The organism is Mucilaginibacter sabulilitoris, assembly GCF_034262375.1.
GTDB lineage: Bacteria > Bacteroidota > Bacteroidia > Sphingobacteriales > Sphingobacteriaceae > Mucilaginibacter > Mucilaginibacter sabulilitoris.
In genome coordinates this window covers 940,884-958,215 of the sequence record NZ_CP139558.1, presented here as the reverse complement: position 1 = coordinate 958,215, position 17,332 = coordinate 940,884, and the positions used below count along the sequence as shown (strand labels likewise).

The following is a 17,332-nucleotide window of genomic DNA, read 5'->3' as shown; positions in this document are numbered from 1 at the left end:
TATGTTCTTCCGATTTTGGCGGATCCAAATCTATTTCACAACTTTACCAACCTTAAACCTACAAATGGATCTTCACCAATTTTCCCCATCACAGCAAGAGGCTATAAGCAATGTACTTGGAGCATTACAGCGCGGTCAAAAAAAGGTGGCCATTTCCATGCCTGTCGGCACTGGCAAAATAACGGTGATGTTAGCTATCCTTCAGGAATACCTAAAGTTTCAGAATGAAGCCACACCGGGCCATGTTTTGGTATTGACCGGCAGTAAGCTACTGCAAATGCAAATCGCTGAACGTTTGCACCCGGGCCCTGTGGTATTAGAGCTCAGCGACCTGGTGGAACAAGACGACCATAGCGCCAGTCAAATCCTGGTACTAAATATACAGTGGCTTTACCGGGATCGAAATATGGCTGCATTAAGAACCGCAATGCCGTCTCCTACATTGATTCTATATGATAGCCTGCCTTCCGCTTCGCCGCTTGTAAAACAAATGCTTGCCCAATATGAAAACGCTATTCATCTCCAGGCTACAAATGATACGGAACTTGATGGTTTATTTGGAGATCCCGTTTTCATTTATGCTCTAAGAAAAGCTATTGAAGACAAATTTTTTGTGCCGATTCATGTTAAAAAGGCTGCAATTACCAATTCGCTCGGTATCGAATCAGCAGCTGAATTGACCTCGCATTCCGCTTCTGCAAAAGAAGTGCAGGCGTACCTGGAATCTGCCGTCTCGTTCTTACTCAAAGAAATCAATGGCGAGAAAACAATTGTGTATTGTCCGACCATCTCACTTACCGAAGATCTAAAATCTATTATTAATCAACAGGTAGGAAAAGCACATTATGCAGTTTCTATGACTACAACGGCTAATGCCAAAACCCCGAGCGACGAATTGCGGGCTTATAAGTCAGAAGCGGAACCTGTCATTATTTGCACGGTTTCCCTTAACCCGTTAGCAGCGGATCTCCCCTGTACCAGACATGTTGCGGTATTTCATAAAACCGATGATATAAGCGTGGTCCAAAGCATGCTTATTCCCGCCTTGCGACCATTTCCGGATAAACAACATTTGCAGGTATTGGATTTTGTAGGTATGCACGACCTCTTTCGGGAACTGGGTGCGGAAGAAGAAACAGCTGATGAGAAACCTGATGCAGGTGTCCAATCTGTGCCATCCGAAGATGAGTATTTTACCAAATCGGTCATACACTTCCGCGATAAAAAGGACATCGAAGGGGTAATGGGTGTTAATGAGTTGTCGGCTGAACTGGCAGAAATTATACAAATCATGCCCCCCGAACAGGGTTCAATGATAGGTATTTTCGGTAAATGGGGGCGGGGTAAAAGTTTTCTTTTAGAGGAAACCTGGAAAAAATTAAAGACTACCGAACGTTTTGAGCGGGTTGATTTCCATGCCTGGAAATTTCAGGACACGCCAGCCAGCTGGGCATATTTATATGAATGTTTAGCCGACGTTTATTTGGAGCCGATAGGTTGGTTTTGGCCTTGGACAAAATTGCGTCATGTATGGCGGCAAGCATTGTTAAATTTTAAAAGAAAAGGGGTTTTGCCGTTAATCAAATTTTTGACGATAGTCTCTGCAGGGATAATTGGCATTTTGCTCAGTCAGAATTTATTAGGCACCTATGAAATGCAATTGCAAGGAGGGCTAAAATGGATAGGACTTTCCTTTCCGGTACTGGTTTTTCTGTATACACTTTTAACAACTATGAAAAAGGAATACAGTGTTAAAGCCAAGGACCTGTTTTTAAAGTATTCAACACGGCACTCCTACAAAGAACATTTGGGATTGCAGGCAGAAATACAGAAAGAAACGATCAAATTATTGAAAACTTGGATTCCTAAGCGAAAGGTCGGCAAAAAAAAGATCTTACTCCTTGTAGAAGACCTGGATCGCTGTCAAGAGGCAAAGATCATTCAAATCATCGATTCATTGCGTGTACTACTGGAGGAACCGCAAATTGCGCAACGAATTATTATAGTTACGGCAGTTGACGAGCGCATCCTGAAAATGGCCATCAAATTAAAATACCAATCACTGGTCGACCTCGATAAACAGGATGCGAATTATGAAAAGAATATTAATTTAATCGTAAAGGAGCACATTGATAAACTGTTCATTTCCGGATTAAAACTTGGTCCACTTTCGGCGTTTGAAGCTGATGACTTTTTCTCAGCGCTAACTAAACAGGACAGACCAAGTAAGCCATTAAAAGCTCTTGCGGTATTACTGATGCAAGAGCAAGTACGCAACTTCGCCAGATATTCTCAGGAAATACAGCAAAACACCTATGATGATCCAGGAGACCCTCAAGGTTACGACTATTACGATGAACCAGAGCCAGATTATGCGATTGATTATCTGGACAATTCTGATTTACTGCCGGAAAGTACAGAGTCACCAACCGAAAGGGTCTTCATTGACCTGCGTATCGACTCTCTAAGCATTGACGAAATCGATATCCTTCGCGTAAGCGTTACAAAATTCACTGCCCCAACCCCAAGGCAACTTAGGATATTCTATTACCGGTACCTTATTGCCAAAAACCTGTTGATTCGCCGTTATGCACAATTACACCGAAACAATGTATGGCAAAAGAAAAATAATTGTAGGACACTTGCAGATCTGATAGTTGCCTATACATTGCACGAGAAGGAAAATGTATTAACCGAACACCTTGACATCGCGTTAAAAGATGACTCGGATTTCCAATATGTAAAATTGGTAAGGGAAACCGTGGTTGCCAAAATAGATTATTGTGAAGTCTTGAAAGTCTTGTCTATTGTCATTGCGTATTAAAACATTACCGGCTATGCAACATCAAAGACGACTGATTTAGGGTCTTCCAACAAATAGTATTATAATTGTTTACCCACGGCGATTGATGATTAACTAACACCTTTATTATTTTTGTATGATGAATAGCAGCATTAATGATACTTTGCCTGATTTGATGCCATTGATCTGTTGAAACTTTCGTGATACCCATTTTCTGATCCATGCCAATTACAATGCCCTGACCGTTTGATCTTTCTTGTTTTCTGCCAGATAAAAATTATAAACAAACGCATTGATATAAAATTTAACCAACCCGCTTATCCATGCATTAACCGCAACAAAATTTTCATCTTCATCAACTCCATCCGCTGTTATAAGTACAAATCAACTGAATCTAGCAAATAAGGCTTTTTATAGAGGTGGTTACTTGCATATCGCTCCAAGCGCCCTAAGCGAACATTATCCCAATCTGAACAGAAAATAAATTGCTCGTACGAACCCGACTGTGCAGTATGGTCCTTGGCAGGATCCTGCGAATTGATTACATAGAGCCTGCCCTTGTCATCCTTCATTCCCTGATACATAAACAAAGGCCAGATGTGCGACCTCTTAATGAGGTCTTTTTCTAATCGGCAAAATTTACAGGTTCCGGTCATTGGGTCTTTTTATAAATACAGGAATTCTACAATTAGCAGATCTCAAAAACTTGTGCCAAAAAATAAACGCCCGGCAATTGCTGCCGGACGTTTAACCTAAACCTTATCACCTTCAGCTGATAGGCATCAGCTGTGACGGGGCAAATTAAGAAAATTCACGATGTTCCCCAAATTAAGTTGCCGGACTGTTCACCGGTTAATCGCTGCTCGGGGCTCCCTGATAGGCGAGAACTACACCTGTCCTGACGTTTTCCATTTACACTCACAGGGCTGACCGTTTCGAGACCAAGTATAAAACCGGCTTGTTTTTTCATTATTTACTCTTTTAATTTTTTTAGCTGCCTTGCTCCGGCAGCAGTTGAAAAGTGATCATATTTTTACCTGAAAGCAAAGTCTTCGCGGCTTGCTTTAGAGAAGTGGCATTGATTTGCTGCAGGTTTTTTTCGGAATCCAGCGCCTGCAACGGGTTTTCGTTGTTCTCATATTGTCCAAGCAGGTAAGATAACCAGAACCCATTATCATTCAGCGCCAGTTCCACGGCCTTGGCGTACTGAGCCTTAAACTTTTCTATTTCGTCCGGCTGCGGCCCGCCGTCCCTAAGTTCGGACAGCTCCTGCTCTACCAGATTGACCAGGTGATCGGCGTTCCCTGGGGCACAGCCAAACGCCACATTGATCGAAAAGCGGTTGCTGGGGTATTTGTTGTACGCCGTTTGCACCTGGGGACTGTATACTTCGCTTTCCGCCTCTCTCAGCTGCTGCAATACCTTGATTTGCAAGATCTCGCCCAGCGCCTTCAGTTCCAGATTGGCTAAGGGGCTGTACTGATAGTCGCCGCTGAAAATAATGCGCACCAAAGCCTTGTTTTCCGATCCCTTGTACACCTTCTTGGTAATGATACCCTCAGGGATATGGATGCCCAAATCACGCGCTTTAACATTTTTGTGCGTTGATGGCAGAGACCCCAGATATTGAGCGATCAGCGGGGTAATGGAATCTGGCTTAAAGTTGCCGGTAAACACAAAGGTAAAGCCTGAGGCATCTGAAAAGCATTCTTTGTAAATATCATAGGCCCTGTCCAGCGTAATCTTGCTGATCCGCTCAACCGTTGGCGCGCTAAAGCGGTAGCTGTAATTGCTCAGCACATAACTCATGGTATCCGTAAATACATTCGCCGGGCTGGCATACCGGTTTGCCAGCGTAGCCATCACGTTAGCCATTGTATTTTTGAAGATCAGCGTATCCTTGCGCGGCGCGGTAAACTGCAGGTAGGTAAGCTGCAAGGCGGTTTCCAGGTCTTGCGGCGACGCTTTAGCGCTGATCGTTTGCGATCTTAAACCGATAGCTGCAGCCGATGAGGCCACTTTCCCGGTCAGGACCTGGTTCAGCTCTACCGGGTTCAGGTTACCCAGACCCATACGGGCCATCAGTCCGCTCGCATTGGAGGCGATGTCTAAATCGGCATGATCATAAAGCGAGGTGCCCCCCGGCGCGAACGCACCGTAAAGGATTTGGTCATTCTTAAAGTCGGTAGGTTTCAGAATGACTTTTACCCCGTTGCTCAGTGTCAGTTTGGTGAGGTTTAATTGCGGCAGGCTTTCTTTTTTAACTACGGTGCCTGCTTGGGGCCTTACCGCTAAAAGCGGTTTATTCACCAACTCATCTTTATATGGCTGGATGGTCTCATTGCTCACTTGGGTTATCCAGCTTTGAACGGTTGCCGAATCAGGTAAACCCCTCCGGTTTCTTTCCGGTGCCGATACCAGGATGTCCACATCTTTTGAATGCAGGTATTCATTCATCAAGCCGGTAATATCCGCCAGCGTGATCCCCCCTATATGGGTTTTGGTAAACTGGTACTCCCAATCGATGCCCGGCGAGGCTTCATTATGTAGAAACAGGTTCTGGTATTCTTTCACATAGCTCACCGAAGAAGTTTTGTCTTTTTCGCTGACGTTGCTCTGCAGGCTGCGCAGCTGGTTCTGTTTAGCCCTGTCCAGCTCGCCCTGGGTAAAGCCGTGACGTTTGATGCGCTCAAACATACGCCAGGCCTGTAAAAAGCTTTCTTCCAGCCGGCCTTCTTTGGCGGACACCGAGAAGCTCAGCATGTCTATATTATTCAGCAGACCGTTTACCCCGATACTTACGCCTGTATAGGCCGGGCTCGCGTCTTTGGAGAGCTCCGCATATCTCCTGGTATTGAGCAGCTGGTTAAGCAAATTACGTTTCACCTCGGTCAGGTAATCCTGTTCGGTCACCAGTTCTGTCACGCGGTGTTTCATGATGATTTCAAGGTCGGTGCTGGTTTCTTCCTTATCGGTTACCACCATGAACTGGCCCTTACCGGTTAAAGGAATGACATACCTGGTCCGATCTCTTTCGTTGAGCGGGTTTTTAAGGTCCGAGAACTTTTCTTTCACCAGTTTTTCCGTTTGGTTCACATCCACATCACCCACGATGATCAGCGCCTGCAGATCAGGTCGGTACCAGTCGTGGTGAAACCGCTTGATCACCTCCGGTTTAAAGCCCGTCAGGATGGCATCCTTGCCAATCGGCAGCCGGTCCGCATAGCGGGCATGGTTCAGCAGCATAGGCAGGTACTTCCGCGACATCCGGTCTTTTGCGCCCTTACCCAGGCGCTCTTCTTCCAGGATCACCCCGCGTTCTTTTTCTATCTCTGACGGATCCAGCGTAGCTTCCTGCGCCCAGTCGCGCATGATCTTTAATCCATTGGCCAACATGGCGGGATTATCGGTAGGTAGCGGCAGCTGGTATACCGTTTCATCAAAACTGGTATAAGCGTTCAAATCTGCGCCAAACCTTACGCCTGCTTTCTGCAGGTAATCCACCAGGTCGTTCTTTGGAAAGTTCCGCGTCCCGTTAAAGTTCATATGCTCCATGAAGTGGGCCAGCCCCAGCTGGTCTTCATCCTCCAGCACCGAACCTATCTTATTCACCAGGTACAACTCTACCCGCTTGGCCGGCTGTTCGTTGTGCCGGATGTAATAGGTAAAGCCGTTGGCCAGTTTACCTGTGCGCAGGTTCGGATCCAATGGAATGCGTTGCGCCTGAATTTTCAGCGTGCCGATGAACAACATCGCGCTAAGCGCAATAGTACCTATTTTAATTTTTGCTGTCATTTACGATATGTTTTGACTAATGATTTGTTTATTTCAGGATCTCCTGCAGTTTCTTTTCCAGGTCACCGCCGCGAAGGCTACGCCCGATGATCCTCCCATCGGGGCCGATCAGGAAGTTTTGCGGTATACCGCTGATGCCATAGATACCCAGCACCTCGTTGCTGTCGTGCTGCAGATCGGCCACGTGGGTCCAGGCTGTTAAATGATCGTGGTCTATTGCTGTAAACCAAGCTTTCTCGCGCGCTTTAGTATCGAGCGAAACACTCAGGATATTGAACCCTTTGGCATGGTACTGCCGATAAGCGGCTACCAGATGCGGGTTATCGGCGCGGCATGGGGCGCACCAGCTGGCCCAGAAATCGAGCAATACATATTTGCCCCTGTAATCGGACAGTTTTACGCGCCTTCCCGCCGTATCCAGCAGGGTAAAATCGGGTGCTACACTGCCAATGGCCCCTTTAGTATCGAATGTGATGGCATCGTCAATGCGTTTGCCAAATTCCTTTCCATCGGTACTTTGCTTAACCTGTTTAGGGAGCAGATCAAAATAGGGTTTAAGCGCCTGCCCGTCGATTTGATGCGCTATGCCGGCCAGTTCCTTTAGTGCATAAAAGGCTGCCGGCGATTGCGGGTGCTGCTTAATGAAATTGCCATAGACTTTTGGCTTGTACTCGTGTTCAAGCGCATAAAGTTTTGCATTGGTGCTGTTTAATCCTACAGTGTCTTTCTGCTTCGCGAACTGGTAAGCTTCGGTTTTTAACCGGTTTACCTGATCTTCATACGGCTTGGCTGCGGTACGTAACGATTGGTAATCGTCATAACCCTTGGAACCGGTCACCACCACATCTCTAAAAGAATTATTATGCGTCACGGTATACTCGCCCGGCGACAAAAACATTTGTACGATCCCATCTGCCTTTAGCGGCTTCACATTTTTCATGTTATAGGTAAACATGTAGGTATGCTGGCCTACCTCGACATAGCCCTTAAGATCGTATTCATGGTTTACAACAACGGCGCTGTCGGTTATCCGCTTGAATGCGCCTTCGTCATGAATGACGAAAACTTGCTTGGCCTCTACACCATTAAGCTTACCATGAATTTCGTAATTGGGCTTCACTTGGGCAAGAGCAACTGCTGGCAGCCCCCCTAAAAACAACATGATCTTTTTCATCATTGAATTTGTATGGTTATCGTTTATCATATACCAGCTTACCGGCCAAAATGGTCTCTCCGTAAGTATTTTTGTATTCCATTATCAAGATTTTACCGTCAGACGAAAGCGTATAAGTTTTTACACTTGAAGTAACCAGGCTCATCGGATCTTTGGTAATCCTCAAAGTAAATGACCTGTCATTTACCAGTTGTATATCGGGATTACTCGTCAATTTATTAGGAATGCCATTTACCGTAGTCGATGATGTCTGTACCGCGTGCTCTCCACTGAGATTAATCTGGATGGATGTTTTCATGGTGGAATCACCGGAAAAAACAGTGATATCGCTGGTAGTCTGTACAACAGTCAACACCTTTACCTTCGATGCGCTTTTAGCAGTCAAACGACCAAAGTCGGATTTATCCTCATTTAATATCCATGTGCCGGCAAAGTTTTGCATTTTAGTTTGGGCATTTGCTGTAAGGCAAAGCATTACCAGCGATAAAGCGAAGACGATCGTATTGAGCGACGTTTTTATTATATTTCTTTTCATATTCTTTGTCCTGATTATTTAAAAATAGTTGCCAGTTTAGCGTTGAGTTCTTCGCCACGGAGATTTTTGCCCACGACTACGCCGCTCGGATCGATCAGGAAATTTTGCGGGATTGATGAAACACCGTATTGCGCGGCAGCCTCATTCTTCCAGCCTTTCAGATCAGATACCTGTGTCCAGGTCAGGCCATCGGCAGCTATAGCCTTTAACCATGCTGTTTTAGCCGATTGTGCATCCAGCGACACGCCCAACACCGTGAAGCCTTTGTCTTTATATTTATTGTAGGCTTTGACTACGTTCGGGTTTTCGGCACGGCATGGCATACACCAGCTCGCCCAGAAATCAACCAGGACATATTTCCCTTTGAACGACGAGAGCGAAACCGCCTTGTTATTGACATCAAATTGAGTAAAATCCGGGGCTTTGATGCCTATGGGTACCTTACCCGCTTCTTCTTGTCTTCTGGCCGCAGCAACTTTCGCCAGCGAATCACGGCGTACTTGTATGTGGGCAATCTCCTTACCCAGGCGATCGGCCTTTAGGCGTGCGGGTAAGCGTTGCTGAATGGTATCCTGCCCCGGTTGCCCGATTAAACCGGACGAAATCAATGCATACGCGGTAAAGGGAGTCGAACGTTTTTCGGGATTATCACGTACGAAGGTGTACATATCAAAAAGCCCCTTGCCAGCCAGCGCGCGTGATCTTTTTAACACCTCGGCCTGTAACTGCTGATTGGTTTTGTAGTCTTCTGTTTTAACGATTTTTTGCAGTTCCGCTTTCTCCTTTTCAATGCCTTTCAGGATCTGGTCGTGCTCGAGTTGGGCTGTGGCGCCAGAGCCGCTTACGGTGATGTTTTTGATCGCACCGTTCGATATCACATTCAGCTCGCCCTTATCGAGGTAGAGACTATAAGCGTGGGTGCTATTCTCTTTTCCATCGGCAGAGATGGAAACCACTACCGCCTCGTCTACATTCAATTCGCCGGTGAAAGTGTATTCGCCGTTTTTGACAAGCGTGCTGTCAGCGTCCTTTTTAAGCAAGCCATTCAGCAGGACTTTCATATACATTTTTTCCGGCATCGGATTGATATTTTGCAGCTTGCCGTTGATCTTGTAGGTAAAGCCGGTTTGGGCATTAGCGCTCAGGGTAAACACACTTATCCATATCAGCCCAACCGCTTTTATTTTCTTTTTTAAATTTTTCATCTTTCTTATTTAGCTTAATTAAGCGGGTGCGCCAGCGCACCCGCATGTTTGATTTTAATTATATCCCGGATTCTGTTGTAAATTCGCATCTGCCCGGATATCATTTGAAGGGACAGGCATTAATTGTTTAAAGCTGGCCCAGCTGCCTCCCTTTTGGGGTGCGACCACATTCATTACAGCGTCCAGTTTATTGGAACGTTTCAAATCGAACCACCGGTGTCCCCATTCGCTAAACAGCTCTACCTGACGTTCATGCAGAATAGCGTTTAAAAGATTTGCTTGCGTGCTTGCGGTAGTATTGGCTAGTCCGGCCCGGGTGCGGATAGCATTAAGATCAGCTGCTGCTCCAGTCAGATTATTCTGCTGAGCACGTGCTTCCGCCCGTATCAGATACTGCTCTGCAAGTCTCATGGCGATAGGATACTCCGTAACAGCGATCGTTGAACTTAATGAGGCAACTTTGTATTTATAAGCATAATAATAGGTGGTTACCGGTGCCGTGGTCGTCGTGTAAGTCCCTGTCCAGTTGGTTAAACGTGCATCTCCGGTTTCGAACGCTTTTACCAGGTTATTGGTATTTAAAGGTAGCTGCGTGGTAGCGGCGTAACTTGCGTTAACAACTAAATAATAAGCATCAATAGTGTTTAAATATAGTTGCGATACAGGCTGCAATGCCCAGATGGTTTCTTTGCTTCCTTTTAGAAAAACCTGATTGAGGTTCGGTACCAGTAAATAGTTAGAGTTGTTAATTATAGCACTGGCCTGGATTTCGGCGTTTTTCCAATCTTGCAGATACAGATACACCCTCGCCAGCATTGCACTGGCTACCTGTTTGTTAGGCCTTACCCTGTCAGTAACGGCCGCGCCGGAAGCATCAACATATACATTGTCAGACAGCGCAGCTTGTGCATCTGTAAGGTCCTGTAAAATTTGTTTATAGGTGTCGTCTGCAGCACTATTGGCTAAGTTTCCGTTAACGGTATAATCGTCGCTCGTTGTTAACGGAGGGGTTCCGTATAAATTTACCGCATAGAAATAAGTGTAAGCACGCAGAAACTTTAACTCACCAATCAGCTGTTTCTTTACGCCGGCATCAATCGTCGAGGAGCCCGAAATTCCATTAATCGCGGTATTGCAGGAAAACAGGACTTTATAGAATTCGGACCAGAAAGGGGGTGGAGAAAGCGGATTGTAGGTGTTTTGATAAAATGTGCCGTATGAAGAACTGGCGGAGCTGATATTCATTAACTCATCAGCCGCAAGTCCCATATTTAAGCTGATACTGCTCGTGCCCTGAAAAAATGAGCCGGTAGATAACCTGGTGTATACCCCGGATACTACGGCTTGAGCGGAATTATTTGTCAAAAAGACATTGCTGCTGTTTCCTGCCACTAGTGACGGACCCACTTCAATTGCTTTTTTACAGCCTGGTGTGAGCCCGCTCAGTATAACCAAGGAGCTTATAAATATAGAGGTTGAATATATCTTTCTAAGTTTCATGATTCTTCTTTTTAAAGTGATGCTTGTATCCCAAAGGTGATTGTACGTAACGGAGATATTCTCAAATAATTCTGCGTCTCAGGGTCAGAGAATTTGTAATTGCTAATTGTAGCTAAGTTTTCTCCCAACATATAAACACGCAGGTTACGCAAGTGAATTTTTTTCGCAATTACATCATTGAATTGATAAGCGAGCGATGCATTCTGCAGTCTGATGTAAGAGGCATCTCCGTAATAAGCATCCACGTTTCTATTGATACTTAAACCATTAATCAGGGTAGGGCTAAAACTGCTGGTGAGCTTACCAAACTTCGTTATATCGCCGGCTTTCTGCCAATGATCCAGCACTTCAGTAGAATAATTTGCGTTTGGTAATCCTGGCACCAGGCCACCTAGGATTTGTGCAAAGCTGCTCGTCCCTAATTGTTTGACCCCGCGGAAAAGGAAACTGAGCGTAACACCTTTAAAGGTTATAGAATTGGATACAGAACCAAAATATTGGGGAGTAGTACTAACCGTTTTAACTTGGTCTGCTCCGGAACTGGATGGCGCTGAAACAATATTTCCGTTTCTGTCATAAAATTGATAAAGGCCTGTTTGTGGGTTAACGCCGGCATATCGGTTAACCAAAATGGCTCCCACCGATTGATTCAACAGTTCTTGTATAGCCAAGTTAGGATTGGGATACGACAATAATGCGTTGACCTGCCTCGTAAATATAAAGTTGGTTGACCAAACGATACCCTTAGATTGAATATTGATCGTATTCAATGTAAGGTCAAAACCTTTATTTTGAACTTTGGCATCTATATTCTGGGTAATGGTAGCAAACCCAGTGGTTGACGATAATGGTACCGCTGAAAGTATACCAGTCGTACGGTTTCTGAAGAAATTACCTTGTAAACCAATTCTTCCCTTAAGAAACTGGATTTCAAGTCCAATATTTCCTTTAGCAACCGTTTCCCAGCTTAAATATGGATTAGGTAGGTTGGTCGGCGTGATGCCCGGAATGCCCTGATAGGGGTTTGTGGAAGTAAACGGTGAAAAGTTCTCAAGATACTGATAGGCTGGAAGCTGGTCATTACCGGTTGTACCGTAACTTCCTTTTATTCTGCCGAAACTGATGATTGGCAATACATCCTTGAAAAAGTTTTCTGAACTAAATATCCACTCCGCACCGGTGGCATAAAAGAAATGGTATTGACGGTCCTGGCCAAATTTGCTCGAACCATCGTACCTTCCAGAGAACTCAATGATATATTTACCGTCCCAGTTATAACTAGCTCTGGAATATAATGCACTATATTTATAATTATAGGCACTATATCCACTCCCCAAGCTGGCAATACGGGTTCCTGCAGAGATGTTATTAATCAGCAAATCATTGGTATACCCGCTAGCTTCCAATTGTGTAACATCCTGTATTTGTTTTTGCAAGCTGGCACCAGCTAACACATTAAGTGCACCCTTGCCAATGGTACTTTTATATTCCAGTTGTGGTTCAATGCTCCAAAATGCTTTATTGTTCCAGGTATAGTCCGCAAGGCCCTTACCGCCCTGCGCAATGGAACTTGGTGAAAGGGCAGCCAGCGGACTAGCTAAAAATTCATTTACTGATTGTTTATTATACCCAACCGTTGCCTGCGCTTTCAAGCCCTTTGCTAAGATATAGCTAGCAGTAAGACTGCTAATCATATTCGAAAGAGAGGTTCTGGCTATCAGTTTCGAAGATAAAAGAGGATTCAAAAAGGTATTGTTCTGAAAATTCAGTGAGCCATCCGGCATATAAAGGTCGGGAGAATTAGGCGCAATGGATGCAAAAGAGCTTAGATCGAAGTTAGGTATATTGTTGAAATCATAGGTATAGCCCCCTGTAAACTGCATAGTAAACCTTTTATTATTACTAGCCGTGTTAAGATTAAAATGCAATGAAGAGGTTTGGTCCGCGCCTCCAATCAATTGCTGCACATTGGTCGTGCGCCTGTAATTGCCGCTTACCAGGTAAGAAATATTATTATTACCGCCCGATATGCTAGCCTGGGTATTAGTACTGTAACCGGTGCCCTTCAGGAACAATTTGGGCCAATTGGTATACCGTGTGGTATCCCAGGTTCCATTAAGATCATAATCCGTAGGCAATATCGCTGCATTATCATTTTTCTTTGCTTCCCTGCGCAATTGCAGATATTGCTGTGTATTTAACAGTTGTGGTGCAATAAGCGCTTGGCTGATGCCGCTATAAACGTTAACGTCAATTCTGGTATCGCCTGATTTTCCCTTTTTAGTTGTAATCAATATAACACCATTAGCCCCCCTGGAACCATAAATAGAAGTGGCCGCTGCATCTTTTAACACATCAATGCTTTCAATATCTAATGGATTAATGAGGCTTAAGGCGTTATAAGCTTGGTTATTTGAACCGAGTCTGCTGGATTTTTGAGAGGTATATCCACCACCATCATAGGGAATTCCATCAACAACATAGAGCGGCGACGAACCTGTGCTCAATCCATTTTGCCCTCTGATAACCACATTATAACTGCTTCCCGCCTGACCTGTAGACTGACTGACTACCATGCCAGGAACAGTGCCCTGCAGTACCGACAAAACGTTATTTACGGGATATTTTTCAATCTCTTTGGCGCTAACCGTAGTCTGATCTCCGACATTAAACCGGCGTGTGGTTTGGCCATAAGCAATTACCTGTACCTCATCTAATTTACTAATGTCTTCATTCATGGTTATCGTTACAGGGTTCTGTAGACCTTTAACCGGAAGTTCTTTGGTTACATAACCAATGAAACTAAATTGAAATATGGCAGACTCATCAACAACAATTGCCTTAAACTGGCCTTTTGTATCTGTAGTCCAACCATAATTTGTCCCTTTTAATTTAATAGTGACGCCCCGCAACGGCTGGCCACTTACATTTACCACTGTACCTTCTACATAAATTGTTGGCTTTACTGTCGTTGTTGCAGGAGCGGTCTTACGTTTTACGACTATGCTCTTGTCAATAATAAGGTATTCCAAAGGCTTATTTTCAAAGCATTTATTAAGGACGTCTGCAATCGTTGCATCATTAATTTCGACATTTACATTGGCGAAACCTTTTAATGTTTCAGCCTTGTATAAGAAGGTATAACCCGTTTGATTTTCGAGCTTCTTGAAGAGCTTTTCAAGTGGAATGTTTTTTTCTGACAGGCTAATCTGTTGTGCAACGCTTGATGCACTTACCTGTAATAAACCAACGAGAATTAAAAAGACGGTTAACTTCATAACCTTTAATAGTTTTTTGAGCCGCGTTTTTTTAATACACGGCGCACAAAAAGTAGAAATTTGCATACTTTTGTTTGGTTTTGGGTTAGAGAAAATATTATGTCACAATAGTCTAGTCGGATAGCCCAAGATATTGCCGGAAGGTGCTTGCAACACTTTCCGGTTTTTTTGCCACTACCCCAATCTGGCAACCTTGCTGCTGATTGTTTAGTAAATTACAGTTTGCCGATTATCTGATAATTACTTTTCTCCCTTCTATTTTAAAATCAATACCAGTAAATTGAAGAAGTCTGAAAACATTGGAAAGATTTACAGACCTGGATAGGTTTCCGGTAAACTTATCTTCCGGAATTTTACCCTCATAAACAATATCAACATCATACCAACGGCTGATCTGACGCATTAAAGTCGGTATGTCGGTTTCGTTAAATGAAAACAACCCGTTTTTCCAGGCTACTACTTGATTTAGATTTACGCTTTGGTCAACGGCTATTTGGGTGGTGTTTTTAACCGAAGTAACAAGACTCTGTTGCCCCGGTATGAGCATCGCTTCTTTTGAACCGCTCACTACACGTACCGCACCTTCCAGCAATGTTGTTTTTACTGCTTTTTCGTCTGTATACGCGTTGATATCAAAGTGTGTCCCCAATACTTCTATTTGTTGCTTCTGACATTTAACCCGGAAAGGATGAGCTTTATCTTTGGTCACCTCGAAATAACCTTCTCCCGTTAATTCAACAACTCGCTCGTTGCCGCTAAACAAAGCAGGAAAGGTCAATGAAGACGCGGCGTTAAGCCAGACTTTGGTACCGTCGGGCAATATAACCTCATATTGTCCGCCTCTCGGCGTACTGATAGTGTTCATTGGATGCGATACTCCACCAGTTGCCGCAGTGGAAAGATCATAAACCACCTGACCGTTTTTGTTTTTTCTTATTCCTATTCCTTGTTCTTCGGCTATACGGCCAGATTTAGCGTCATCAAGTACAATCTGCTTACCATTTGATAAAGTCAGAGTAGCCCTATTGCCTCCGGGTTTGATATCCCTTTCAGCTAACACCATGGTCGTCGGGATATTGCTCTTCTTTTGTAATAAGCTGTAAGTAGTTATAGTAAGGGCAAAAATTACCACAGCGGCTGCTGCAACACGCAGCATCAATCGTATATTGTTTCTGGGTCGGCTTATGGAATTTTCAATGCCGGCATAAATAGCGGCCTTTTTTTCATCAGCGTGCTCAATAACGGTAAGAGGATCTTGGTAGGAATTGAACCATGAAATATAGTGGGCTATTTCTTCGTCAGAAGCCTCGCCATTTAAAATCTTTTCTGCTAAACTTTTTAAATCTTCCCGTTCCATTGATGTTCAAGCTTTATTTTGCCTGATACAATATTAAGGCACATCAACAGAGGGTTGGGCCCAAGAGGAATTGAATTTTTTTTCTAAAATGTGAATTTTCTCTTTTAATGAGACACTTTTTTCACGTTTGATGAGACGGCATTACTTTATAAAACCGTAAAAAGGTAACCAAGTACTGCGCCGCCGATAATGACAAATGCGGTGTTCAGCTTCTTAAAATAAAAGCTGGCCGCAAATCCCAATAATGCAATAACAATGCTTTGCCAGCCGGTGATCGCCGATTTGCCCAATTCGAAGCACACCACCAGGATCAATGCAATAGCTGAAACATTCACCGCATCAAGGAATGCTGACAATAATTTTGACTTCCGCATGCGGGAAACTAATGGATTTAATAAACCCACAAACAGAAAAGACGGCATAAATATCCCCACTGTAGCCAGCGCTGCACCACTGAAACCGTTCATTTGCCAGCCGATAAAAGTAGCGGATGAAAATACCGGGCCTGGCGTGAATTGTCCCACCGCTATAGCATCTGTCAACACTTGCTGCGACAACATGCCAGGTTTAACCAATTCACTGTTGAGGAAAGAAAAGAGGACATAGCCGCTGCCATATAAAATGGAACCGACCTTCAGGAATATCCAGAATATCTTCCAGTTTTCCGTTTTGTTATGTGGCGCAGCAATGCTGAGCGATAATAATGGAATGAAGACGGATAATTGCGCCGGACGGCTTTTTAAGGTGTAGATCACCATGCCCAACGCACCGGTTCCAAACAGGATGATCGCTTCGTTTACACCAAATATGGCCATCGCTAAAGCGGCAATGCCCAGGATAGCCAGTTCGTAAGACTTAATCGCCTTTTTTCCGAGTGTGGTCATCAGGGAAACAAGGACACCGATGATAGCCGGCTTAATGCCATAGATAAAGGGCTGCACCTGCGGCGAAGTCCCATATTGTTGATACAGCCAGGCGAACAGGCCGGTAATGAATACCGCAGGCAGGATGAAGCAAGCACCGGCGATCAGCAAACCTTTCCGACCGGCGCGTTCCTTACCGCAATGCAAGGCCATTTCCGTGGAATTAGGGCCGGGGATCAGGTTGGTCGCACCGATCAGGTCGAGGAAATGTTCGTGCGTCATCCACTGCCGTTTACGAACCACCTCTTCTTCCATCATCGCGATATGTACCGCAGGACCGCCGAAACCAAGAAAACCAAGCTTCAGAAAAACCCTTGCGACTTCCCGCAGGCGACTATTTTCCACGCCGGTTCCTTAACTCGTCAAGCGAATAAAGGCCTGATCCGAAAATGAGGATAAAGATCAGCCCCATGAGCATACTGAAATCGGCCTTGCCATCATGGGCGGTTTTCCAGAAACCGTCGCTCATTAATTCCGGTATTTTGGTGGTACAGATCGCCGTGAGGATCACGATCAGCAGCGGTATAGCCGCTATCCTGCCAAACAAACCGATCAGTAACAACAGACCACAAACGATCTCTGTTATTCCTACGAACGGGCCAAAAAAATCCGGGTACGGAATGCCGATCTTTTGAAAGCGCCCCGAACCGTTCGCGACCGGGAACAGCAATTTTTGTATGCCTTCAGAAAGGAAAACAAGGCCGACCAGCAGCCGGACGATCACGTTGCCTGCGAAAGGATAAAATGGTGGTCTTTTCATCG

The 17,332-nt window shown here is 44.7% G+C and carries 10 protein-coding genes; 1 reads left to right on the top strand and 9 read right to left on the bottom strand.

Going from position 1 to position 17,332, the window contains the following annotated elements; all coding sequences use genetic code 11:
- Positions 1 to 64: 64 nt before the first annotated feature.
- The gene (locus SNE25_RS04285; RefSeq protein ID WP_321563853.1) at positions 65 to 2,824 is read left to right on the top strand and encodes a P-loop NTPase fold protein; all 2,760 of its coding nucleotides are present in this window, start codon (positions 65 to 67) and stop codon (positions 2,822 to 2,824) included.
- A 969-nt stretch (positions 2,825 to 3,793) separates the two neighbouring features.
- On the opposite strand, the gene SNE25_RS04280 is transcribed toward SNE25_RS04285, so the two are convergent.
- The 9 genes from SNE25_RS04280 to SNE25_RS04240 all read right to left on the bottom strand — a co-directional run bounded on the left by SNE25_RS04280 (position 3,794) and on the right by SNE25_RS04240 (position 17,330).
- Positions 3,794 to 6,598, bottom strand: a complete 2,805-nt coding sequence (locus SNE25_RS04280; protein ID WP_321563852.1) for a M16 family metallopeptidase — start codon at positions 6,596 to 6,598, stop codon at positions 3,794 to 3,796.
- Between the two features lie 28 nt (positions 6,599 to 6,626).
- The gene (locus SNE25_RS04275; RefSeq protein ID WP_321563851.1) at positions 6,627 to 7,775 is read right to left on the bottom strand and encodes a TlpA disulfide reductase family protein; all 1,149 of its coding nucleotides are present in this window, start codon (positions 7,773 to 7,775) and stop codon (positions 6,627 to 6,629) included.
- Between the two features lie 13 nt (positions 7,776 to 7,788).
- Positions 7,789 to 8,307 carry a hypothetical protein gene (locus tag SNE25_RS04270; RefSeq protein WP_321563850.1) on the bottom strand — a complete coding sequence of 173 codons (519 nt, stop codon included), beginning with the start codon at positions 8,305 to 8,307 and terminating at the stop codon, positions 7,789 to 7,791.
- 14 nt (positions 8,308 to 8,321) lie between these two features.
- A complete protein-coding gene (locus tag SNE25_RS04265; RefSeq protein ID WP_321563849.1) occupies positions 8,322 to 9,512 on the bottom strand; it encodes a TlpA disulfide reductase family protein in 1,191 nt (396 codons plus the stop codon).
- A gap of 54 nt (positions 9,513 to 9,566) precedes the next feature.
- A complete protein-coding gene (locus tag SNE25_RS04260) occupies positions 9,567 to 11,012 on the bottom strand; it encodes a RagB/SusD family nutrient uptake outer membrane protein (RefSeq protein ID WP_321563848.1) in 1,446 nt (481 codons plus the stop codon).
- Between the two features lie 11 nt (positions 11,013 to 11,023).
- Positions 11,024 to 14,290 (bottom strand): SusC/RagA family TonB-linked outer membrane protein, encoded by a 3,267-nt coding sequence (locus SNE25_RS04255; RefSeq protein ID WP_321563847.1) that lies wholly within the window; start codon positions 14,288 to 14,290, stop codon positions 11,024 to 11,026.
- Positions 14,291 to 14,519: 229 nt separating this feature from the next.
- A complete protein-coding gene (locus SNE25_RS04250; protein ID WP_321563846.1) occupies positions 14,520 to 15,647 on the bottom strand; it encodes a FecR family protein in 1,128 nt (375 codons plus the stop codon).
- A 146-nt stretch (positions 15,648 to 15,793) separates the two neighbouring features.
- Positions 15,794 to 16,915, bottom strand: coding sequence for a chromate efflux transporter (chrA, locus tag SNE25_RS04245; RefSeq protein WP_321563845.1), 1,122 nt, complete (start codon positions 16,913 to 16,915; stop codon positions 15,794 to 15,796).
- The gene (locus SNE25_RS04240) at positions 16,905 to 17,330 is read right to left on the bottom strand and encodes a DoxX family protein (RefSeq protein WP_321563844.1); all 426 of its coding nucleotides are present in this window, start codon (positions 17,328 to 17,330) and stop codon (positions 16,905 to 16,907) included. The genes chrA and SNE25_RS04240 overlap by 11 nt, the downstream gene beginning before the upstream one ends.
- Between the last annotated feature and the right edge of the window lie 2 nt (positions 17,331 to 17,332).